Annotated in this window: 18 protein-coding genes; 10 read left to right on the top strand and 8 right to left on the bottom strand. The window is 45.2% G+C overall.

What is annotated here, in order from left to right:
- Nucleotides 1–78 precede the first annotated feature (78 nt).
- Nucleotides 79–489 carry a DUF1573 domain-containing protein gene (locus BMW79_RS31775; protein ID WP_245752762.1) on the bottom strand — a complete coding sequence of 137 codons (411 nt, stop codon included), beginning with the start codon at nt 487–489 and terminating at the stop codon, nt 79–81.
- A 218-nt stretch (nt 490–707) separates the two neighbouring features.
- Here BMW79_RS31775 and BMW79_RS31770 point away from each other — a divergent pair, with 218 nt between their 5' ends.
- From BMW79_RS31770 to BMW79_RS31760, 3 genes are all read left to right on the top strand, one after another.
- Entirely contained in the window at nt 708–3,086 is a 2,379-nt protein-coding gene (locus tag BMW79_RS31770; protein ID WP_245752761.1) for an alpha-ketoacid dehydrogenase subunit alpha/beta, read from the top strand.
- 264 nt (nt 3,087–3,350) lie between these two features.
- Entirely contained in the window at nt 3,351–4,307 is a 957-nt protein-coding gene (locus BMW79_RS31765) for a D-2-hydroxyacid dehydrogenase (protein WP_089903169.1), read from the top strand.
- A 240-nt stretch (nt 4,308–4,547) separates the two neighbouring features.
- A complete protein-coding gene (locus BMW79_RS31760; protein WP_089903167.1) occupies nt 4,548–5,270 on the top strand; it encodes a response regulator transcription factor in 723 nt (240 codons plus the stop codon).
- An 88-nt stretch (nt 5,271–5,358) separates the two neighbouring features.
- Here the strand turns inward: BMW79_RS31760 and BMW79_RS31755 are convergent, their stop codons facing one another.
- Nucleotides 5,359–6,069, bottom strand: coding sequence for a YebC/PmpR family DNA-binding transcriptional regulator (locus tag BMW79_RS31755; RefSeq protein ID WP_089903164.1), 711 nt, complete (start codon nt 6,067–6,069; stop codon nt 5,359–5,361).
- Between the two features lie 172 nt (nt 6,070–6,241).
- Complete coding sequence (locus BMW79_RS31750; protein ID WP_089903161.1) at nt 6,242–7,738, bottom strand: amino acid permease; 1,497 nt, start codon at nt 7,736–7,738, stop codon at nt 6,242–6,244.
- A gap of 197 nt (nt 7,739–7,935) precedes the next feature.
- Between BMW79_RS31750 and BMW79_RS31745 the strand changes: the two genes are divergently transcribed.
- The 3 genes from BMW79_RS31745 (at nt 7,936) to BMW79_RS31735 (ending at nt 11,267) form a co-directional block, all read left to right on the top strand.
- Nucleotides 7,936–9,213 (top strand): dicarboxylate/amino acid:cation symporter, encoded by a 1,278-nt coding sequence (locus tag BMW79_RS31745; protein WP_089903158.1) that lies wholly within the window; start codon nt 7,936–7,938, stop codon nt 9,211–9,213.
- Between the two features lie 66 nt (nt 9,214–9,279).
- Entirely contained in the window at nt 9,280–9,960 is a 681-nt protein-coding gene (locus BMW79_RS31740; RefSeq protein ID WP_089903154.1) for a DedA family protein, read from the top strand.
- Between the two features lie 71 nt (nt 9,961–10,031).
- The gene (locus BMW79_RS31735) at nt 10,032–11,267 is read left to right on the top strand and encodes an MFS transporter (RefSeq protein WP_089903151.1); all 1,236 of its coding nucleotides are present in this window, start codon (nt 10,032–10,034) and stop codon (nt 11,265–11,267) included.
- On the opposite strand, the gene BMW79_RS31730 is transcribed toward BMW79_RS31735, so the two are convergent.
- The 3 genes from BMW79_RS31730 to BMW79_RS31720 form a co-directional block, all read right to left on the bottom strand.
- Entirely contained in the window at nt 11,268–11,729 is a 462-nt protein-coding gene (locus BMW79_RS31730; protein ID WP_089903148.1) for a MarR family winged helix-turn-helix transcriptional regulator, read from the bottom strand.
- A gap of 219 nt (nt 11,730–11,948) precedes the next feature.
- Nucleotides 11,949–12,890, bottom strand: a complete 942-nt coding sequence (mdh, locus tag BMW79_RS31725; protein ID WP_089903145.1) for a malate dehydrogenase — start codon at nt 12,888–12,890, stop codon at nt 11,949–11,951.
- A gap of 98 nt (nt 12,891–12,988) precedes the next feature.
- The gene (locus tag BMW79_RS31720) at nt 12,989–13,444 is read right to left on the bottom strand and encodes a peroxiredoxin family protein (RefSeq protein ID WP_177192416.1); all 456 of its coding nucleotides are present in this window, start codon (nt 13,442–13,444) and stop codon (nt 12,989–12,991) included.
- A gap of 237 nt (nt 13,445–13,681) precedes the next feature.
- On the opposite strand from BMW79_RS31720, the gene efp reads away from it, so the two are divergent.
- The 3 genes from efp to accC all read left to right on the top strand — a co-directional run bounded on the left by efp (nt 13,682) and on the right by accC (nt 16,300).
- Nucleotides 13,682–14,248, top strand: a complete 567-nt coding sequence (gene efp / locus BMW79_RS31715; protein ID WP_089903140.1) for an elongation factor P — start codon at nt 13,682–13,684, stop codon at nt 14,246–14,248.
- 132 nt (nt 14,249–14,380) lie between these two features.
- Nucleotides 14,381–14,860: an acetyl-CoA carboxylase biotin carboxyl carrier protein gene (gene accB, locus BMW79_RS31710; RefSeq protein ID WP_089903137.1), complete on the top strand. Its 480-nt coding sequence runs from the start codon at nt 14,381–14,383 to the stop codon at nt 14,858–14,860.
- A gap of 102 nt (nt 14,861–14,962) precedes the next feature.
- Entirely contained in the window at nt 14,963–16,300 is a 1,338-nt protein-coding gene (gene accC, locus BMW79_RS31705) for an acetyl-CoA carboxylase biotin carboxylase subunit (RefSeq protein WP_089903135.1), read from the top strand.
- A 58-nt stretch (nt 16,301–16,358) separates the two neighbouring features.
- Here accC and BMW79_RS31700 read toward each other — a convergent pair whose 3' ends face one another.
- Together BMW79_RS31700 and BMW79_RS31695 are read right to left on the bottom strand one after the other, a co-directional pair.
- Nucleotides 16,359–17,150, bottom strand: coding sequence for a hypothetical protein (locus BMW79_RS31700; RefSeq protein WP_089903132.1), 792 nt, complete (start codon nt 17,148–17,150; stop codon nt 16,359–16,361).
- A gap of 170 nt (nt 17,151–17,320) precedes the next feature.
- Nucleotides 17,321–19,510 (bottom strand): glutamine synthetase III family protein, encoded by a 2,190-nt coding sequence (locus tag BMW79_RS31695; RefSeq protein WP_089903129.1) that lies wholly within the window; start codon nt 19,508–19,510, stop codon nt 17,321–17,323.
- A 290-nt stretch (nt 19,511–19,800) separates the two neighbouring features.
- Here BMW79_RS31695 and purL point away from each other — a divergent pair, with 290 nt between their 5' ends.
- On the top strand, nt 19,801–22,026 hold the full coding sequence (gene purL, locus BMW79_RS31690) for a phosphoribosylformylglycinamidine synthase subunit PurL (protein WP_089903126.1): 2,226 nt from the start codon (nt 19,801–19,803) through the stop codon (nt 22,024–22,026).
- The last annotated feature ends 15 nt before the right edge of the window (nt 22,027–22,041 follow it).

Here is a 22,041-nt window from a genome sequence, read left to right as displayed (position 1 = left end):
GATAGGGGATAGGATGGGCAACAAAAAGACCTTACAGCATTGTGCTGTAAGGTCTTAGTATGTTTGAAAGTGTGGTAGTTATTTGTTGTTGGAACCAACTGTACCTGTTAAGTGCAGTTCTTTGTCCTGATCCACTCCTCTGAACTTTACCCAGATGGTTTTATTCTGTTGACCTAAACCGTTTGCACTATAGTTCGCCGTTACTTTACCTTTTTTACCAGGCAGGATAGGCTCTTGTGTCCATTTTGGAGTAGTGCAACCGCAACTGGCGCGGGCGGCTTCAATCAACACTGGCTCTTTGGAAATGTTGGTAAATTCGAAATCAACGCTTACTGGTTTGTTTAATTCAGTTTTACCGAAATCAACAGTTTCTTTGGCAAACTTAACTTTAGTATCAGCAGGATTCTGAGCAGGAGCAGTTTGTGCCCAAAGTGCCGTAGCTAACAGCATGCTTGCAAACAGGGATAAGATAAATTTTTTCATTTTCATATGATGGTTTTAAAGCTACCGGTTAAAAAATATTGATATCTTTCTTGGCTTGAACAAATTTACGGCCAAAAAGTATTACAAACCTTACAATTTATTAAAATCTTATTAAAAAAAATCAGATTATTTTAAATGAAAGATTTGCAACGTTTTTCTACTGTATAATTAACCTTACTTTTGTACTTTAACCATGAGGCATGATAGAAAATAACGAACTAGCTATGAATTTAGAAAGCCGGTTGTCATTCGAAGAGTTCCGCAAGGAAGTGCTTAATGATTACAGGTTGGCCTGCGATAGCAGGGAAGTTAGTCTGCTGGCCCGTAAGGAAGTGCTTACAGGTAAGGCAAAGTTTGGCATTTTTGGTGATGGAAAAGAAGTGGCGCAGATCGCAATGTCAAAGTACTTTCAGCCAGGTGACTTCCGTTCCGGTTATTACCGCGACCAAACTGTTGCATTCGCCACTGGTATTGCCACTCCCGAACAATTTTTTTCGCAGTTATATGCAGATCCTGATCTGAAAAATGATCCTTTTTCAGGCGGCCGTCAGATGAATTCCCATTATGCCACTCCTAATCTCGATCAGGATGGCAACTGGCTGAACCTGACAGAAATGAAAAACTCCGCCGCCGACATGGCTCCTACTGCCGGACAAATGCCCCGCGCACTGGGACTGGCATATGCTTCCAAACTTTTTCGCGAGGTAGAAGCATTACACCCCTTAAAAGGGCTTTCCAATAACGGTAATGAAATCTGTTTCGCTACTATCGGCGACGCCTCTACGTCTGAAGGACATTTCTGGGAAACCATGAATGCTGCAGGTGTGTTGCAGGTGCCGCTGGCCGTGTTTGTATGGGATGATGGTTACGGTATTTCTGTTCCTCGTAAATACCAGACCACCAAAGGCTCCATCAGCGCTGCACTGGAAGGATTCAGAAAAACAGAGGAAACCAACGGTTTCGATATATACAACGTAAAAGGCTGGGATTACGCCGGTATGTGTGAAGTATTTGAAGCGGCTATCCGCAAAATACGCGAAACACATATCCCTGCACTTTTCCATGTGGAGGAAATCACACAGCCACAAGGTCACTCTACCAGCGGCTCCCACGAGCGCTACAAAAGCAAGGAACGTTTATCCTGGGAAAGGGAGTTCGATTGTAATGTGAAGATGCGCTCCTGGATTATCGAAAACGCGTTGTGCGATGAAGAAACCCTGCTGGCAGTAGAAGCAGAAGCAAAAGTAAAAGCACAGGACGCCCGCAAAGCTGCCTGGGAAAAATATATCACGCCTATCAAGGAACAGGTGCAGTCGTTCATCGCACTGGCTTCGCCGGTAGCTGCGCTGGAAGGCGCCGATGCCAACATGGTAAACCTGGCTATCCGCGACCTGCAGAACAGCCGGGAACCGCTTCGCCGGGATATCCTGAAAGCGGCCGCTATGATCCTGCTGAAACATAAGCACCTGAAAGGAGCCGCCGAAGTAGCAGGATTGCAGCACTACTATGATACTTACCTCAACAGCGAAAAAGAAGTTTATAATACTTTATTACACGCTACCGGCGTGAATTCTGCCCTGAATGTACCAGTGGTACCGGCTGCATATGATGCAGACAGCATTACGGTAAACGGTTACGAAGTACTCAATAAATATTTTGATCAGCTGTTCTCCCATAACTCCCGCGTATTTGCGTTTGGAGAAGATGTGGGTAAGATAGGCGACGTAAATCAGGGCTTCGCCGGATTGCAGCAGAAGCATGGGAAAGTTCGTATAGCCGACACCGGTATCCGCGAACTTACTATCATGGGACAAGGCATTGGTATGGCATTGCGCGGTTTACGCCCGATTGCAGAAATCCAGTACCTCGACTACCTGCTGTATGGTCTGCAACCACTCAGCGATGACGTAGCTTCCCTGCAGTACCGCACTAAAGGAATTATGCACTGCCCGATCATTGTACGTACCCGTGGCCATCGCCTCGAAGGAATCTGGCACAGCGGTTCTCCAATGGGCATGATCATCAACTCCTTGCGCGGCATGCACGTATGCGTACCTCGTAACATGGTACAGGCAGCAGGTATGTACAATACCCTGTTACAGGCCAACGAACCCGCACTGGTGATAGAATCCTTAAACGGTTACCGTTTGAAAGAAAAATTACCAACTAACCTCGAAACATATACTGTACCATTGGGTATTCCGGAAGTATTGCACGAAGGAACCGATGTAACCATCGTTACTTACGGCTCTATGACGCGTATTGTGGAAGAAGCGATGGTAACATTACAGGAAGTAGGTGTTTCCTGCGAACTGATTGATGTGCAGACTTTATTGCCTTTCGATATTAATCACAGTATTGTGGAATCTCTGAAGAAAACCAACCGCATCCTCTTTATAGATGAAGATGTACCAGGTGGTGGAACGGCTTATATGTTCCAGCAGGTGATCGAAAATCAGGGTGGTTACCGCTGGCTGGATGTGGCTCCGCGCACCATGAGCGCTCAGGCACATCGTCCGGCTTATGGCTCTGATGGGGACTATTTCTCCAAGCCCAATACAGAGGATGTAGTAAAAGTAATTATGGAGATGATGCAGGAATAATGCATCCTTTTAAGTTATACCGGCGCCGGCTCTTTCAACAGGAGCCGGCGTCGCTTTTAATAGGCGAAGCCACCATATCAGCATTTACTGCTCAAATGGTGGCTTCTTAAAATTAAGCAGTTTGCAGGCTTAGTAATTTCTATTGCTATTATGGCGCAGCAAAGGTGAATGGATTTTTTGAATGTATAAAGTGTTCACAGCTGAGTTAATGATTATTTCATGTACCAATAGATAATGTATATTGGTAGTCAAAAAACGAAGACCATGAAAAATATTGTCGTACTGGACGGGCATACCCTTAATCCCGGAGATCTGGACTGGCGTGGCCTGGAAGCATTGGGCAACGTCACCATATATGACCGCACACCGGAAGCAGAGGTGGCAGCCAGATCGAAGGATGCGCATATTATACTTACCAATAAGGCCATTGTAAACGGAGATGCTATCCGGCAACTGAAACAGCTGGAGTATATAGGAGTGACTGCCACCGGTTTCAACATAGTAGATACACAGGCCGCAAGGGAGCAGCGGATCCCGGTAACCAATGTACCGGCCTACAGCACTACTTCCGTGGCACAGCTGACTTTTGCACTAATTCTGGAGTTATGTCATCATACCGGTTTACATGCCGACAGTGTAAGGGCAGGGGAATGGAGCAGCAGTAAGGATTTCAGCTACTGGAAAACACCACTCACAGAGCTGGCGGGAAGTACGTTGGGAATTGTAGGCCTGGGACAGATAGGACAGGCAGTGGCGCGTATTGCGCTGGCATTCGGTATGAAGGTAATTGCCAATCATAAACACCCGGACAGGGATGAGATGCACGGGGTTACTTTTGTGGACCTGGCCACTTGTTTCCGGGAGGCGGATGTTGTGTCTCTGCATTGCCCGTTGAATCCAGGTAATAAAGAATTTGTGAATGCGGCATTGCTCGCCACAATGAAACCCACTGCTTTCATTATTAATACCAGCCGGGGACCGTTGATCCAGGAAGCGGATCTGGCGAATGCCCTGGAGAAGGGCGTGATTGCCGGTGCTGCGCTGGATGTATTATCCAGTGAGCCACCTGCAGCGGGCAATCCTTTGATCTCAGCGCCCAATACCATTATTACCCCTCATATTGCCTGGGCTACGCAGGCAGCCAGAAGGCGACTGATGCAAACTACGGTGGATAATGTTAAGGCCTTCCTGGAAGGGACGCCAAAAAATATTATCAATTAGCATACCCCGTTGAGCGAATAAACAGGTTATTAGTATGTAGCGTGCAAACAGATAATTATAGTCTTCGGGGTATACGACATGACTGAATGGTTGAAATGAATGATGCCTTTAGTAATGGATAGGGATGGATGGAGGAGATTATAGTTATGTTATTTATTTTTGAATAAAGGTATCAGCTACACTTATCTCAAAGATACCTACGCAACTAAAATCTATTTAATCGCTTAAATCCAACGTTACATGCAATCGAGTATTCTTTTGGTAGAGGACGACGTATTTTTTGCCAAAGTGGTAAAAAGACATCTTGAACGCGCCGGTTACAATGTCAATTTTTGCGAGAATGGCCAGGAAGGCTGGGAAAAATTCCAAAAACATGTATTTGATCTGTGTATCCTGGATGTGGTGATGCCTAAAAAAGACGGTTTTGCCCTTGCTGAGGATATCCGGTCCATGGATGTGAACATTCCCATTATTTTTACTTCTTCCCGGTATATGGAGCAGGACAGGCTTCAGGGATTTGAATCCGGAGCCGACGACTATATCACCAAACCTTTCAACATGCAGGAAATGCTCTGCAGGGTTGAAGTATACCTGAAACGCAGCCGTTTGCTGAGAAGCGAACGACGTGTGGTATACACTATCAGTAACCTGATCTTTGACTATTCACAATATCACATCCGGCACAAAGATGCCGACTCCCATGTTCGTATGGCCCCAAAAGAAGCGGAGTTGCTTCGCTTTCTATGCGAGAATTCTAATAAAAGATTGAAGAAAGATGATATCCTGTCCGTTATCTGGGGACAGGAAGATTTCTTCGCCTCCCGTGTGATGGACGTGTACCTGACACGCCTTCGCAAGCACATTGCACAAGACCCTGCCGTAAAACTCGAAACCTACCACGGTAAAGGGCTTATGTTTATTGCAGATGACCTGGGACGCTCACACACCATCGCTAAAGTCTAGCTGTTTTTGGTTTAGAAAGTTAACCGTATCCAATGAAAAACGTCCGCCAGAAAGGCGGACGTTTCTTTTTATATCTTAATCGCATTCTCTATTTCAGATTGTAGAAAACAGCCTGTACATCATCATCCTGCTCCAAACGATCTACCAGTTCCAGTACTTCTTTCGCCTGCTCGTCATTCAGTTCTACTGTAGTAGCCGGAATACGTTTCAGCTCTGAGCTGATTACTTCCAGTCCTTTTTCTTCCAGGGCTTTGGCCATGTTGCCGAATTCAGTGAAAGCCGCACGGATAATGATATTACCTTCGCTGTCTTCTCCAATTTCTTCCAGTCCGAAATCAATCAGTTCCAGTTCCAGCTCTTCCAGGTTCTGACCTGCATTTTTTACTTTAAACTCACCTACACGGTTGAACAGGAATCCAACGGATCCGCTGTTTCCGAGGCTACCGCCACCTTTGGTAAAGTGCATACGGAGGTTGGCAACAGTGCGGGTAGTGTTATCAGTAGCAGTATCAATGATTACAGCCACGCCATGAGGTGCATAACCTTCATATACCACTTCCTCATAATCAGTTTTATCTTTACCCATAGCACGCTTGATAGCTGCGTCTACACGGTCTTTAGGCATGTTTACACTCTTCGCATTGAGTATGCAGCGACGAAGTGCGGGGTTATTATCCGGATCAGGGCCGGACGCTTTTACAGCGATGGCTATTTCCTTACCGATTCTTGAAAATGCTTTCGCCATCTTATCCCAGCGGGCAAACATGGTCGATTTTCTTACTTCAAATATTCTTCCCATTGGAGTGGTATATGTTTATTGTGACTTTTAAAACAGAACGCAAAAATAAGGATTTTCAGATACCTGCATAACGGTAGCCCGGATTTTAACGAAAGCGGAGAACAAAACGAAAGGAAACCTTGTCGTTCTGTTCTCCGCATCCTATGATAACCGGGAAAGGAATCTCCGGAAATTATTTTATCATTTTACGGGCCTTACTATGTTTTACGCTGTACCCGAAGTACACTATAAAACCAAGACCCAGCCATACGAATAAACGGCCCCAGTTTTCCCAACCGAGACTAACGATCATGGTGAGGCAGAAAGCTGCGCCCAGTAAAGGAATAAATGGTACCATCGGCGTTTTAAAGGCACGTGGTAACTCCGGATTGGTTTTGCGCATTACAATGATACCAATACATACCAGTACAAAGGCAAACAAGGTACCGATACTGGTCATATCACCCACCACATTGTCTGGAATGAATGCGGCAAACAGGGACACAAACACAAAGAACATCCACTGTGAGCGGTAAGGCGTACGGTATTTAGGGTGCAGCTTCGCAAATACAGAAGGTACCAGTCCATCGTTACTCATGGAGTAAAATACCCTGGTCTGACCCAGCAGCATCACCAGGATAACGGAAGAAAATCCCGCCAGGATAGCCACTGTAATGAAAGTAGATAACCAACCATAGCCCGGCATATACGTATCAATGGCATAAGCTACGGAAGCTTCACCACCTGCTTTCAGGAAGTCCTGGAAAGGTGCGATACCTGTAAGCACATAAGAAAACAGGATATATAATAAGGTACAGATAGCCAGTGATACCAGGATCCCGATAGGCATATTCCTTTTAGGATTCTTGGTTTCCTGTGCTGCTGTAGACACCGCATCGAAACCAATGAATGCAAAGAATACGACCCCGGCTCCCCTGAGCACCCCGGCCCATCCGTGGTTCCAGAAATTGGCATAATTTACCTCCTGGCCGTTGTGCATAGTCACGGTTCCGGCAGTAGCAGGAATGGTGAAAGGCGTATGGTTAACGGGATTAATGAATTTCCATCCCAGGAAGATGAACAACAGTACGATAGCCACTTTCGTGATAACGATGATGTTATTCACAATGGCAGAACCCTGTGTACCCCTGATGAGCAGTAAAGTAAGTGCCAGCAGGATGAAAATGGAAGGAACGTTCATAATACCCTGTACACCTGCATCGGATGTTTCAAAAGGACTGTGACACCATTGATAGGGAATGGTGACATGAAATACGTTGGTGAGCAGTTTGTTGAGGTACTGCGACCAGCCAATGGCTACGGTAGCGGCGCCCAGTGCATATTCCAGCACCAGATCCCATCCGATAATCCAGGCAATAAATTCTCCTAAAGTGGCATAAGAATAAGTGTAGGCGCTTCCGGCGATAGGTATCATGGAAGCAAATTCTGCGTAGCATAAGCCAGCCAGCGCACAACCTATAGCCGCAATGATGAAGGAAATGGTAACGGCGGGTCCGGCATGTTGACCAGCTGCCGCAGCTGTTCTTACAAAAAGTCCTGCGCCAATAATAGCGCCGATACCTAAGGCAATCAGAGAACCTGCACCAAGCGTCCTTTTCAGACCCTTTTCAGATTCCCCAGCTTCGGCCATTAAAACAGACAGTTGTTTTTTAGCAAAGAGTTTGCTCATACGCAGTCGTATTGTGGTTGATGTTTTAAGGTAGTTTAGTTGTTGTTGTTTGTTGTTGATCGCCAAATATAATATCTAAAATCAAAAACGGACAGTTTTATTTTGGCCTCTAAAGCGCATCTTTAGCAGCTTAACCTTATTTTTGGGAAATTTTCCGGTTACAACTTTTAACTATTACAAGATAATTCTACCTACGCATGAAGAAATCGTCGAATCTGCTTACACTCTATATTTTCATTGCCATGGTAATCGGAATAGGCACTGGTTACGGTGTTTTTGTTACCTATGGTAATGCCCCTGCCGTGGCAGGAGCTAAAGATACTCCGCAGATCTTCGCTGATAACATCGCTATCCTGACAGATATCTTCCTGCGCCTGGTAAAAATGATCATTGCTCCGCTGGTGTTCTCCACCCTGGTGGTAGGAGTGGCTAAACTGGGCGATATAAAAGCGGTAGGCCGCATTGGTGGAAAAACCATGCTGTGGTTTATCAGTGCAACCTTTGTATCATTGTTCCTCGGTTTAATACTGGTAAACCTCATGAAACCGGGGTTGTCCCTGGGATTGCCACTGCCAGATGAACATGCGTCTTCGGGCATCGCCAAGGCTGATATGACCCTGAAAGGGTTTTTCCAGCACGTGGTGCCGGACAGTGTGGTAAACGCGATGGCTCACAATGAGATATTACAGATAGTGGTATTCGCTATTTTCTTTGGGGTGGCAGCAGCTGCCATCGGTGAAAAGGCAGATCCGATTGTGAAGTTACTCGATAGCGTAGCGCATATCATGTTGAAAGTAACCGGATTTGTGATGAATTTCGCGCCGTTCGCTGTTTTCGGCGCCATGGCAGGTATTATCGCTTTAAAAGGGCCGATTGTACTGGTCACCTACGGTAAATTCATTGTACAGTTTTATATCGGACTTTTCAGTTTGTGGGTAGTGATTTCACTGGTAGGGTGGCTGATACTGGGTAAATCTGTATTTAAGCTCCTGGGGATGATCAAGGATCCGCTGTTACTGGCATTTGGTACTGCCAGCAGTGAGGCTGCCTATCCCCGTACTATGGAAGAGCTCGAAAAGTTTGGTTGCGACAGCCGTATTGTTAGTTTTGTATTACCCCTGGGCTATTCCTTTAACCTGGATGGCTCCATGATGTATATGACTTTTGCCAGCTTATTTATTGCACAGGCCTATGGTATGCACCTTTCCATTGATCAGCAGATTACCATGTTGCTGGTATTAATGATTACCAGTAAGGGTATTGCGGGTGTGCCCCGTGCCTCTCTGGTAGTGATTGCAGGTACCCTGTCGATGTTCAAAATCCCGGAGGCAGGTCTTATTTTGCTGCTTGGCGTTGATCACCTGCTGGATATGGGCAGGTCTGCTACCAATGTTATCGGAAACGCAATGGCTACTGCTGTTGTTTCCAAATGGGAGAACAAACTGACTCCGGCCAAAGATGCTTCGAATGCCTAACTTAACAAATGCGTAACAGTTTATTGATTATTTTACCACTTCAGAAATAGAAATAGCGTACATAGCATGGACCAGATTATTGAGTTATTTAAACACCTCATTAATCCCTCGTGGATTATTGAACATGGTGGTCTTTACCTGTTACTGGCAATTATTTTTGCAGAAACAGGTCTTTTCATTGGTTTCTTTCTGCCGGGAGACTCCCTGCTCTTTGTGGCAGGTATCTACAGCGAAGACCTTTGCCGCAGCTTTTTTGATCTTCCATTTGTGGTAGTGATGTTCCTGATTGCCACTGCCGGCGTGCTCGGAAACATGGTGGGCTTCTGGTTTGGTAAAAAAACCGGTCCTATTTTATTCCAGAGAAAAGATACTTTCTTCTTTAAGAAAAAGCACCTGCACCAGGCACATGACTTTTTTGTAAAGTATGGTGGCGGTGCCATCTTCTTTGCGCGCTTCCTGCCGATCATCCGTACTTTCGCCCCTATAGTGGCCGGTGTAGTAGGAATGGACGGTAAGAAATTTATGTTCTTTAACATTATCGGTTCTTTTGCATGGGTATTTTCCATGATGCTGGCCGGTCATTACCTGGACAAAGCATTCCCTAATCTGAAAGAGCACCTGGAATTGATTATCCTGGTGATTATATTGATCACTACCTTACCTGTACTGATCAAAGTGATCTTCGGAAAGGCAAAACATCCACACGCTCATCCGGTGGAAACAGAAAAAACAGATACTCCATTATAATTTTTTATATCTTTAAAAGGGCCTTTATGAGGCCCTTTTTTTTATTCCCGTTATCAGTCAACCAAATTAAAATGAAAACCGACAATCGTTCTGTCTCCATTTTCAATATCGCCGTTATAGTGGCGTCCCTGGGCTATTTCGTAGATATTTATGATCTCCTTTTATTTACTATTGTGAGGGTGCCGAGTTTAAAGTCACTGGGCCTGCCGCAGAGTGAAATTGATGCGGGTGCAGGTATGCTGCTGATCAACATCCAGATGGTGGGGTTACTCGTCGGAGGGATTTTCTGGGGTATTATAGGAGATAAGAAAGGCAGGTTAAGTGTACTATTCGGTTCTATCCTCATTTATTCTGTTGCGAATATTGCCAATGGTTTTGTGCAGGGAATCAACGGATACCTGCTCTGGCGTTTTGTGGCTGGTTTCGGACTGGCCGGGGAGCTGGGTGCCGGGATTACCCTGGTATCGGAGATCCTGCCAAAGGAGAAGCGGGGATACGGTACGATGATCGTAGCCACAGTAGGAGTTTCCGGGGCAGTGGCAGCTAACCTGATCGCCAAATTGGTGGGTGACTGGCGCATCTGTTATTTTATTGGTGGTGGATTGGGGCTGGCATTGCTGGTTCTCAGGGTGAGTGTGATGGAATCGCATTTATTCAATGCGGTAAAAGCGTCTTCCGCATCGAGGGGCAGTTTTGTGGCTTTGTTCACCAACCGGGACCGGTTTATTAAATACCTGAAATGTATGCTGTTGGGCACTCCTACCTGGTTTGTGGTGGGGATACTGATTGCTTTTTCCAATAAGTTTGCCACTATTATGGAAGTAAAAGGCGCTATCAGTCCGGGTGATGCTATTGCTTTCTGTTATGCGGGGCTGGTGCTGGGTGATTTCGCTTCCGGGTTGATCAGCCAGTTGTGGCAAAGCCGGCGTAAGGTCATGCTGCTGTTCCTGGTATTCACAGCAGTGATGGTTACCGTTTACCTAAACCTTCATGGGGTGGAAACATGGGTATTTTACACGGTATGTTTTATACTGGGTATCAGTGTTGGTTTCTGGGCCATTTTTGTAACGATTGCAGCAGAAAGCTTCGGTACCAATTTAAGGGCTACCGTGGCTACTACAGTTCCAAATTTTGCGAGGGGGATGTTGCCGTTGATCTCAATTCTGTTTATAAAAGTACAAAACTACTTTACTTACCTTCAAAGCGGGGCTATAGTGGCGGTGGTTTGTATCGGTGTTGCGTTGATTACTGCCTGGAAGGTGGAAGAAACGTTTGGCAAGGATCTTAACTACCTGGAAGAGATTTAGTTAATGATAGCTTTCGAGCATTTTATCCAGTAATTTATTCAGTTGAATAATTTCTTTTTCGCTTAATGACTGAAAGGCGTTGTCCAGTTGTGTGAGTTCGTTGTCGATGGTTCTCAAAAGCTCCAGGCCTTTATCATTGATACGGACGTCTACTGCGCGTCTGTCCATTTCACTGTTTTTACGTTCCACCAGGTCTGCCTTACGGAGACGTTCTACCAGGCGGGATACATCGCTCATTTTGTCCAGCATCCGCTCTTTCAGTATGTTGATGCTGGCAGCCTGCGGATGTTGTCCGCGGAGAATCCGCAGTATATTGAACTGCTGCATGGTGATGCCATACTGTTTAAAAAATTGCTGGTGACGGGACGTTATCCAGTTACCGACAAAAATCAGGCTTATCAGGCCCCGCTGATTTTCGTTTTCAAATGCTTTCTGCGTGATCAGTTTTTCCAGGTTAGACATACATTCAGAGTTAAAGCAAATTTTATGAAACTAATTAGAACTGTTTCATTTAGATTGTCTTAGACAATATCAGGATCGGGGTAAAATTACGAATAAATGCGGATTATTATTCAGGAACGGAGGATAAAAGATCTGGGGAGATGAAAACGGATATTCCGGTTTTCATCTCCCCAGACAATTAATAAAGAACAGAATCGGTGAATGCAGTTAATTGCCTGATCAGGCAGTAGCAGTCTGCATTTTATCCAATACGTCCATAACTTCCTTTACATGTTTGGCAGAGGTATTGAGTAATTCTTTTTCTGCGTCGTTGAGTTGCAGTTCAATGATTTTTTCTATACCATTTTTTCCCAGTACTACGGGTACGCCCAGGTAAATATCTTTCAATCCGTATTCACCGGTAAGCCAGGCGCAAACAGGGAAGATGCGTTTTTCGTTCTTCACGATGGCTTCCACCATCTGGGCTGCAGCTGCACCCGGTGCATACCAGGCAGAGGTACCGAGGAGATTCACGATTTCGCCGCCACCTACCTTGGTGCGTTGGATAATAGCTTCCAGTTTCTCGTTGGATACCAGTTCTGTTACAGGAATACCGCCTACAGTGGTATAACGGGGTAACGGCACCATCGTATCACCGTGACCACCCATCAGGATGGCCTGGATATCTTTGGGAGAACAGCCTATTTCATCTGCCAGGAAAGCGCGGTAACGGGCGGTATCCAGGATACCGGCCATACCAAATACTTTGCTGCTGTCTTTTTTGGCAGTGAGGTAGCTGCAATAGGTCATTACATCCAGTGGATTGCTCACTATAATGATGATAGCATCCGGAGAATGTTTTGTAATATTTTCAGTAACCGATTTCACGATATTGGCGTTGGTAGAAATCAGGTCATCCCTGCTCATACCCGGTTTACGGGGCAGTCCTGAAGTGATGACTACTACATCGCTGTTAGCGGTTTTGGTGTAGTCATTGGTGACCCCGGTAATTTTGGTACTGTAATAATCAATGGGAGCTTGCTGCCATGTATCCAGTGCCTTGCCTTCAGCCGTTCCTTCTTTAATATCCAATAAAACCACCTCCTGCAGAAAATCTTTGTGGGCCAGTACGTTGGCACACGTTGCGCCTACATTCCCGGCTCCTACTACTGTAACTTTCATTTTGTCTTTAGCTTTAAAAGTGAAGAATGAATGTGATTAAACAAATGTAATGATTCGGCATTACAATAATCCGCTGAAAGCGACATTTTCACAAAGCATTATTTGTTCAGGTAAAACAGCAGGGAATCCAGCTTGGCTGTTCCTTCAAAACCTTTTACAAACTGTTGTTTCTTATCATATATATACAAACCGGGGAAGTAATGGAGGTCATAAAAGTACATGATCTGCCGGGTTGGTTCGCTGGCCATAATGATATTCGGGTAGTTCTTGATCTTATATTGATCATAATATTCCTTCATCTGCTCTACTTTGAAGGGAGTGATCATTACAATCTGTGTTTTTTTGAACTTGTCAATATTTTTCAGCACTTCCTCAGTGAGGTGTTTGCAATGGTCGCAGTCAACACTGAAAATGAAGAGCATGGTCTTCTCATTTTTTTTCAGGTCATTCTTCGTGATAGTGTTGCCATCAACGAGGCTCAAGGGAAACGCGGGTATAATCGGGTATTGTAAATAAGGTGCTTTGGTGCTGGAATTAGCAGGCGTCTGAGCCATCAAAAACACGGGTAAACAGCTGAAAATAACTAAAAAGACGTAGCGCATACTTGAAAAAGTTTCTTGATTTGAGTTTAAAATTACCGGATAAATGTCATTTATTGAATAAAAAAGACGAAAATTGGGCCGAAAAGGGACTATTCTGTCTAATTTTGGGAATTAGTTGCTTGTTCATATGCGAAAATTTTTACTTTTGCAATCCGTATAAATTTTTAACTTAAAATCAGTAACCTATTTATGGCTACCACCGCAGATATCAGAACAGGATTAATCATCAAGCTGGACAACAGCTTGTATTCTGTTGTAGAGTTTGGTCAGAACAAAACCGCCCGTGCAGCCGCCAAGGTTTGGGCTAAATTGAAAGGCGTTGACAATAGCCGTTCTATAGAACATACCTGGAACTCAGGTGATACTATCTTTCCAATCCGTATTGAAAAGAAGGCTTTTCAGTATTTATATAAAGATGATACCGGCTACAACTTCATGGACAATGAAACTTTTGAGCAGATCGCTATGCCGGAAACAGCTATCGACGCTCCTCAGTTCCTGAAAGAAGGCCAGGAAGTAAGCGTACAGATCAACACAGAAACTGAACAGTACATGGCTGTTGAGTTACCTGACAAGATCGTTGTACTGGTAACCTATTCTGAGCCTGGTGTGAAAGGTGATACGGCTACCCGTACCCTGAAACCGGCTACTGTTGAAACAGGAGCTACTGTAATGGTACCGCTGTTTGTAGACGAAGGAGAACTGATCCGTGTGAATACCAAGAACGGTGAGTACATCGAGAGAGTAAAAGCATAAGCATAAGACATTCTGGAATACTGATTTTCGGAGAAGGAACTTTGTTTGGGGGGAATTATCTTCCGGAGCAAAGTTCCCGAATGCGTGAAAAGTATCCTCATATTCTATATTTCTAAACCAAAAACTGTCTACATGGACTTTAAACAGATTCAGGAACTGGTAAAAATGATCAATAAATCAAATATCAGTGAACTGAGCATTGAACAGGACAAGTTTAAGATTACAATAAAACAGAAGGATAACGAAGTTCAACAAGTAATCACTGTTCCTGCAACCATGGCACCCGCGCCAGCAGTAGCCGCTGTAACTCCTGCAGCTGCACCTGCCACCGCAGCACCAGCCGCTGCACCAGCTGCTCCAGCTAAGGCAGATAACCTGGTTACCATCAAATCTCCAATGATTGGTACCTTCTACCGCAGTGCCGGTCCGGACAAAGCAGCCTTCGTAAACGTAGGTGACGAAGTAACTTCCGGCAAAGTAGTGTGCATCATCGAAGCAATGAAGTTATTCAACGAAATAGAGAGTGAAGTAAGCGGAAAAATCGTGAAAGTACTGGTAGATGACGCATCTCCGGTAGAGTATGATCAACCTTTATTTTTAGTTGAACCATAATAATAGCCTTTACCCGTTAGCCTTTAGTTGTTAGCTCCGTGCTGATGGCTAAAGGCTAACAGCTAAATGCTAGTCGCTATTATTAAACTTATAAGGAAAACAATGTTCAAAAAAATATTGATTGCTAACCGTGGTGAAATTGCCCTCCGGATTATCCGTACCTGTAAGGAAATGGGTATTAAGACGGTGGCAGTTTATTCTACAGCAGATAAAGACAGTCTGCATGTGAAATTTGCCGATGAAGCAGTCTGCATAGGCAAACCACAAAGCTCAGAGTCTTATCTGAACATCCCTCACCTGATGGCTGCTGCAGAGATCACCAATGCAGATGCTATCCACCCTGGTTACGGCTTCCTGGCTGAAAATGCCCGTTTTGCTGAAATCTGTGGTGAACACGGTATTAAGTTCATCGGCCCTACTCCTGATATGATCCGGAAAATGGGAGATAAGATGACCGCCAAAGAAACCATGATTGCAGCCGGTGTACCGGTAATTCCAGGTTCCGAAGGTTTGCTCCAGAGCGTGGAAGAGGCTAAAACGATCGCCAGAAGCATGGGGCTTCCGGTAATCATCAAGGCAACTGCCGGCGGTGGTGGTAAAGGTATGCGTGTGGTATGGGAAGAAAGTGAGTTGGAGAACGCCTACAACATGGCTAAAAATGAAGCCCGTGCCTCTTTCAGCAATGACGGTATCTACATGGAGAAATTCGTGGAAGAACCCCGTCATATTGAAATCCAGGTGGCGGGTGACCAATACGGTAAAGTATGTCACCTCAGTGAAAGGGATTGCTCTATCCAGCGTCGTCACCAGAAGCTGGTAGAAGAGTCTCCTTCTCCGTTTATGACGCCTGAACTGCGTGAGAAAATGGGGGATGCTGCTATCAGGGCTGCGAGTGCTATCAATTACGAAAGTGTTGGTACCATTGAGTTCCTGGTAGACAAACACCGCAACTTCTACTTCATGGAAATGAACACCCGTATCCAGGTAGAACACGGCGTTACGGAAGAAGTAATCAATTTTGACCTTGTAAAAGAACAGATCAAGATTGCTGCTGGTATTCCTATCTCCGGAAAAAATTATACGCCACAGATGCACGCCATCGAGTGCCGTATCAATGCGGAAGATCCTTACAACGATTTCCGTCCTTCTCCGGGTAAAATCACTACCCTGCATATTCCGGGCGGACATGGAGTGCGTGTGGATTCTCATATCTACGCAGGCTATGTTATTCCTCCGTACTATGATTCCATGGTAGCGAAAATTATCACCATGGCGCAAACACGTGAGGAAGCGATCAATACCATGGAGCGCGCACTGAGCGAGTTTGTTATTGAAGGTGTAAAAACAACTATTCCTTTCCATCAGCAACTGATGCGTGATGAAAACTTCCGTAAAGGTAACTTTACGACCAAGTTTACAGAAACGTTTAAGCTGGTATAACGGTAACGGATATACTATTTTGAAAAGGCCTCCTGAGAAGGAGGCCTTTTTTATTTTATCAATGTTTATATTTTATGTTGATCGTATCTGCATGGATATGCAGGAAGCCTGTTGAAAATTTGAAGGAAGCGGTAATGCGTGTGGGCAACCCGTAGGCATTGTAATTATCAGCCACAAAGGGGTTATTACAGCTGTAATCCAGGTCCATCAACTGCCACACTGGATGCAGGTTATGCGGATTCACCTTATTGTCGTACACAGGAAAATCATCAAACGGACTATCCTCCCCGGAATAGGAGGAAATTTTATACGCATTGCCGGCGGCATTGTAATAGTAAAGGGTGGTGTACAGTGGCGAATAGAAGTCATTCCTGACCGTTTTGGTGACCCTGCTCCTGGCATCAAAAGTATAAGCAGTGGTGCGAATAATATGCAGTGGGCGGTTCACGATGGGGAGTGGGCCATTGTCGCCGATCAGCCCAAAATCATATACACTGTCGGTGCGGAGTACATGATACTGATCGTAGACAAAGTGTTGCCACGTTTCAAAGTAACCGTTCTGGTAAGCACCGATGATATCGGTTATCTGGCCTAGCTTATTATACCGGAACAAAAAGTTTGGAAAACCCGTTCTGGCATTCGGATAAAGGATACTTACCGGATCGCCCTTTTTGTTGTAGGTCACTTTACCGGTGTCAAAATTGAAATAGGACCTTGAAATCAGTTGTTCTATCTGGTAGTATTTCGGATCAGGGATGATCACATGGCCGGCGGGTGTGAGGCAGCCGGTAAAGCTGCTGACAGCAATGATCAGGGATGCGCATAGTAATGCAACAGTGTTTTTTTTCATGGGGGAAGTGTTAAGAAGCCTGGGGCTTTGGGGTTTATAAATAAAAGTACCGGGAGGAGGTGGATATCGGTATCAGGTAGATTGAAATTACGAAGAATAAGTATAACGGGCAAAACAAAGCCCCGGATGAAAATCCGGGGCTAATCATACACCAAAACAATCTTACGGTTTTATCGCAAGAAAAGCAGCTCTCTGTACTTAGGCAGTGCCCATTTCTTGTCGTCCACCAGGAACTCCAGTTTATCGGAGTGGTAGCGGATAACATCGAAGTAAGGCTTGATCTTTTCACAGTAGTCAATCGCTTTCTGACGGCTGTCGGTCAGCTTGTTAGCTACCTTACGCGCCTCGATCATTGCCTGTACATTTTCACTAATTACATTAATATGTTCAGCAATTTTGCCAGCAATCTGTTTTTGAGCTTTAACGGATTCGTCGCCCAGACCGATTCCTTTCAGGCCGTTGATATTGGTTACCAGGTCGTTCAGGTAACTGATAGCAGACGGGAGGATGGTGTTGGTAGCGAGGTCGCCGATAACGCGGGCTTCGATCTGCACTTTCTTCACATAATCTTCCAGCAGTATTTCGTGGCGTGCGTGCAGTTCTTTTTCGTTGTAAACGCCGGTGTCAGCATAGAGTTTGGTTGCTTTTGGAGTAACCATGGCATCCAGTGCTTTCGGAGTGGTTTTAACGTTTGCTAAACCTCTCTTTTCAGCTTCTTTCTCCCATTCGTCGCTATATCCGTCGCCTTCGAAAAGTATTTTTTCCGAATCTACAATATATTTCCGAAGAGTTTGCATAATGGCAATCTCTTTTTTCTCGCCTTTTTCGATCAGGCCATCTACTTCAACCTTAAAGTCAGCCAGTGTTTTAGCAACAATGGTGTTCAGAACGGTCATTGCAGAAGCACAGTTGGCAGAGGAACCTACCGCGCGGAATTCAAACTTGTTGCCGGTGAAAGCAAAAGGAGAAGTACGGTTACGGTCGGTGTTATCCAGCATCAGTTCAGGAATGTGACGGTGCAGATCCAGTTTCAGGATAGCTTCGTCCTGTTCGTCGAACTTGTTGTTTACACGGTTTTTAACTTCCTGCAGTACATCGAACAGGTATTTACCTGAGAATACGGAGATAATAGCAGGAGGTGCTTCGTTAGCGCCCAGACGGAAGTCGTTGCTTGGGGAAGCAATAGCAGCTCTCATCAGGTCAGCGTAGTCATGTACCGCTTTGATTGTGTTCACGAAGAAGGTGAGGAACATCAGGTTGGTCTTCGGTGTTTTACCGGGAGCCAGCAGGTTCACACCAGTATCGGTGGACATGCTCCAGTTGTTATGTTTACCGGAACCGTTGATGCCTGCAAAAGGTTTCTCGTGCAGTAACACTTTCAGTTTGTGACGTTTAGCCACTTTATTCATCACATCCATCAGCAGGGAGTTGTGGTCTACTGCGATGTTCACTTCTTCAAAGATAGGAGCGCACTCGAACTGGGAAGGAGCTACTTCATTGTGACGGGTTCTTAAAGGAATACCCAGTTTATAGGATTCCACTTCGAAATCACGCATGTAAGCGTAAGCACGCTCAGGGATAGCACCGAAGTAGTGATCTTCAAGCTGCTGACCTTTGGAAGGAGCGTGACCTACAACGGTACGACCGGTCATGATCAGATCTGGACGGGCATTCGCCATAGTTTCATCTACCAGGAAGTATTCCTGTTCCCAACCCAGGGTACCGGTTACTTTGGTAACATTTTTATCGAAGTAGTTACATACGTCTACTGCAGCTTTGTCCATAGCAGCCAGTGCTTTCAGCAAAGGAGCTTTGTAATCCAGGGATTCGCCGGTGTAGGCAACAAAGATAGTAGGGATGCAGAGTGTTTTACCATAACCCTGTTCGAGGATGAAAGCAGGAGAGGAAGGATCCCAGGCAGTGTAGCCACGGGCTTCGAAAGTAGCTCTCAAACCACCGTTAGGGAAGCTGGAAGCATCTGGTTCCTGTTGTACCAGTGCATCACCATCAAAGGTTTCCAGTGCAGTACCATCACTTTTCAAAGTGAAAAATGAATCATGTTTTTCAGCGGTAGTGCCGGTTAATGGCTGAAACCAGTGTGTATAGTGAGTCACACCTTTTTTCATAGCCCATGCCTTCATACCTGAAGCAATCTGCTCGGACATCTTACGTTCCAGCTTGGTGCCATTTTTAACAGAGTTCATCAGGCTCTTATAAGCCTCATCGCTCAGATATTCCCGAACAACTTTACCAGTGAAAACATTGCTGCCAAAAACATCGGTAATTTTACCGTCATGTTCGGCGAGAGTGGAGTCTACGCCAGCTAATCCTTCCAGCGCTTTGAAACGTAACGATTGCATGCTGTAAATTATTTTACACAAAAGAACGCATCCGTGGCTATAAATGCAAATAAATTGTTCATTTTAATTGAAAAATTACATTTAGGTCTTTAAAAGGGGGCTTTTTTTATCATTTGGTTAAATATTTAGAGTCGATAGACGGGAAATCTGATGAATTTAAAAATAAATAATATGTTTTCCGGCGGCATAAAAACTGCAGTATCGCCAGTGGGGGATGCTCTTGGCATTTGCAGGAAAAACATGTACTTTTGCGACTTCTTTTAAATTACTCGTTTTTTATACTTAAATACATGCAAACCACCGTAGAAATTGCTGAACAGCTAGGACTTACCGCTGACGAGTTTGAACGAATTAAATCTATTTTAGGCCGTACCCCCAATTTTACAGAGTTAAGTATGTACTCTGTAATGTGGAGTGAGCACTGCTCTTACAAAAATTCAATCGTTTGGCTGAAATCCCTGCCCCGCGAAGGTGACAGACTCCTGGTTAAAGCAGGAGAAGAAAATGCCGGTCTGGTAGATATTGGTGATGGCTACGCGGTGGTATTTAAAATTGAATCGCATAATCACCCTTCCGCTATCGAACCCTTCCAGGGCGCCGCTACCGGTGTTGGTGGTATTCACCGCGATATCTTTACAATGGGAGCCCGTCCCATTGCTGCATTGAACTCCCTGCGCTTCGGTAATATTAATGATGCAAAAACGCAACACCTGGTAAAAGGTATTGTACATGGTATAGGTCACTACGGTAACTGCTTCGGCGTTCCTACCGTTGGTGGTGAAGTTTATTTCGAAGATTGCTATGGTACCAACCCGCTCGTAAATGCGTTCAGCGCAGGTATCGTTAAAGTCGGTCAAACCGTTTCCGCTACCTCCTATGGTGAAGGTAACCCCGTTTTCATCGTGGGTTCCGCTACCGGTAAAGACGGTATCGGTGGCGCTTCCTTTGCTTCCGCCAATATTACGGAAGACAGCGTGGAAGATTTACCAGCCGTTCAGGTAGGTGATCCTTTCCAGGAAAAGAAACTGCTGGAAGCCTGCCTGGAAATCATCAAAACCAATGCTATCATTGGTATGCAGGATATGGGCGCTGCCGGTATCACCTGCTCCACTGCAGAAATGAGCGCCAAAGGCGAACATGGTATGAACATCTGGTTAGATAAAGTGCCTACCCGCCAGAAAGATATGAAAGCATGGGAAATGCTGCTGAGCGAAAGCCAGGAGCGCATGCTGATAGTAGTGAAGAAAGGAGAAGAAAAACCAGTACTGGATATCTTCGAAAAATGGGACCTGCACTGCGTACAGATCGGTGAAGTAACCAAAGATAAAAACCTCAAGTTCTATATGAACGGCGAACTGGAAGCAGATGTTCCTGCTGAAAGTATGGTACTGGGCGGCGGCGCTCCCCAATATCACCGCGCTTATACCGAACCTGCTTACTTCGCTAAAGTAAAAGCATTCGATATTCAGAATATCCCTGATACAGAACATCCGCGTTTTGTAGCAGAAAGAATGGTAGCATTACCTAACATCGCTTCCAAACGCTGGATCTACAACCAGTACGACAGCATGGTAGGTACCGCCAATGCCAGCACCAACGCTCCAAGCGATGCTGCGATTGTACTGGTAAAACCAACAAAGAAAGCGCTGGCCATGACTACCGACTGTAACGGCCGTTACGTATTTGCTGATCCTCATAAAGGCGGACAGATCGCAGTAGCAGAAGCTGCACGTAACATCGTTTGCTCCGGTGGTGAACCAGTAGCGATCACCAACTGCCTGAACTTCGGTAACCCTTACGATCCGGAAGTGTACTACCAGTTTGTACACGCTGTTCAAGGTATGGGTGAAGCCTGCCGCAAATTCAACACACCTGTTACCGGTGGTAACGTTAGCTTCTATAACCAGTCTCCGGATGGCGCCGTATATCCAACACCAACCATCGGTATGGTGGGTATCCTGGATACACTCGATCAGCGTATCACCCTCAACTTCAAAGAAGAAGGTGACCTGGTATATATGTTAGGACGTAACCGCAACGATATCAACAGCTCTGAATACCTGCACAAGATCATCGGTATAGAATTCAGCCCTGCACCGCATTTCAACCTCGACGAAGAACTGCACCTGCAACAGGCCATCACTAAACTGAATAAAGCTAAACTGATTCAGTCTGCACACGATGTAAGCGACGGCGGTTTGTTTGTAACCCTGCTCGAAAGCGCTATGCCATCCGGCCTGGGCTTCGAACTGACAACAAACAATAAATTCCGTAAAGATGCTTTCTTCTTTGGTGAAAGCCAGAGCCGCGTAGTGGTAACCGTTAAGCCGGCAGATAAAGAGAAGTTCGAAGCGCTGTTACACACACTGGTAGATGCTTCTGATGTTTCTGTACGTCATGAGAAACTTGGTGTAGTTTCCGGCGACAGCATTAAGGTTAATGGTGAAGACTGGGGCAATATCAGCACCTGGAAAAAATCATACGATACCGCTATTGAAGAGCACCTGAAGAAATAGTCTTCGCTTTTCAGC

Origin of the sequence: Chitinophaga arvensicola (assembly GCF_900110835.1) — a bacterium.
Lineage (GTDB): Bacteria > Bacteroidota > Bacteroidia > Chitinophagales > Chitinophagaceae > Chitinophaga > Chitinophaga arvensicola.
Note: the sequence above shows the minus strand (reverse complement) of the source record. Positions and strands in the feature narration are given on the sequence as shown.

Coding starts and splice junctions, on each gene's coding strand:
- BMW79_RS31760 (WP_089903167.1), top strand. CDS start 4,548: ATGCAATCGAGTATTCTTTTGGTAGAGGACGACGTATTTTTTGCCAAA.
- purL (WP_089903126.1), top strand. CDS start 19,801: ATGCAAACCACCGTAGAAATTGCTGAACAGCTAGGACTTACCGCTGAC.
- BMW79_RS31775 (WP_245752762.1), bottom strand. CDS start 489: ATGAAAATGAAAAAATTTATCTTATCCCTGTTTGCAAGCATGCTGTTA.
- efp (WP_089903140.1), top strand. CDS start 13,682: ATGGCTACCACCGCAGATATCAGAACAGGATTAATCATCAAGCTGGAC.
- BMW79_RS31720 (WP_177192416.1), bottom strand. CDS start 13,444: ATGGCTCAGACGCCTGCTAATTCCAGCACCAAAGCACCTTATTTACAA.
- accB (WP_089903137.1), top strand. CDS start 14,381: ATGGACTTTAAACAGATTCAGGAACTGGTAAAAATGATCAATAAATCA.
- BMW79_RS31700 (WP_089903132.1), bottom strand. CDS start 17,150: ATGAAAAAAAACACTGTTGCATTACTATGCGCATCCCTGATCATTGCT.
- BMW79_RS31740 (WP_089903154.1), top strand. CDS start 9,280: ATGGACCAGATTATTGAGTTATTTAAACACCTCATTAATCCCTCGTGG.
- BMW79_RS31770 (WP_245752761.1), top strand. CDS start 708: ATGAATTTAGAAAGCCGGTTGTCATTCGAAGAGTTCCGCAAGGAAGTG.
- BMW79_RS31745 (WP_089903158.1), top strand. CDS start 7,936: ATGAAGAAATCGTCGAATCTGCTTACACTCTATATTTTCATTGCCATG.
- BMW79_RS31695 (WP_089903129.1), bottom strand. CDS start 19,510: ATGCAATCGTTACGTTTCAAAGCGCTGGAAGGATTAGCTGGCGTAGAC.
- BMW79_RS31755 (WP_089903164.1), bottom strand. CDS start 6,069: ATGGGAAGAATATTTGAAGTAAGAAAATCGACCATGTTTGCCCGCTGG.
- BMW79_RS31735 (WP_089903151.1), top strand. CDS start 10,032: ATGAAAACCGACAATCGTTCTGTCTCCATTTTCAATATCGCCGTTATA.
- BMW79_RS31730 (WP_089903148.1), bottom strand. CDS start 11,729: ATGTCTAACCTGGAAAAACTGATCACGCAGAAAGCATTTGAAAACGAA.
- mdh (WP_089903145.1), bottom strand. CDS start 12,890: ATGAAAGTTACAGTAGTAGGAGCCGGGAATGTAGGCGCAACGTGTGCC.
- accC (WP_089903135.1), top strand. CDS start 14,963: ATGTTCAAAAAAATATTGATTGCTAACCGTGGTGAAATTGCCCTCCGG.
- BMW79_RS31765 (WP_089903169.1), top strand. CDS start 3,351: ATGAAAAATATTGTCGTACTGGACGGGCATACCCTTAATCCCGGAGAT.
- BMW79_RS31750 (WP_089903161.1), bottom strand. CDS start 7,738: ATGAGCAAACTCTTTGCTAAAAAACAACTGTCTGTTTTAATGGCCGAA.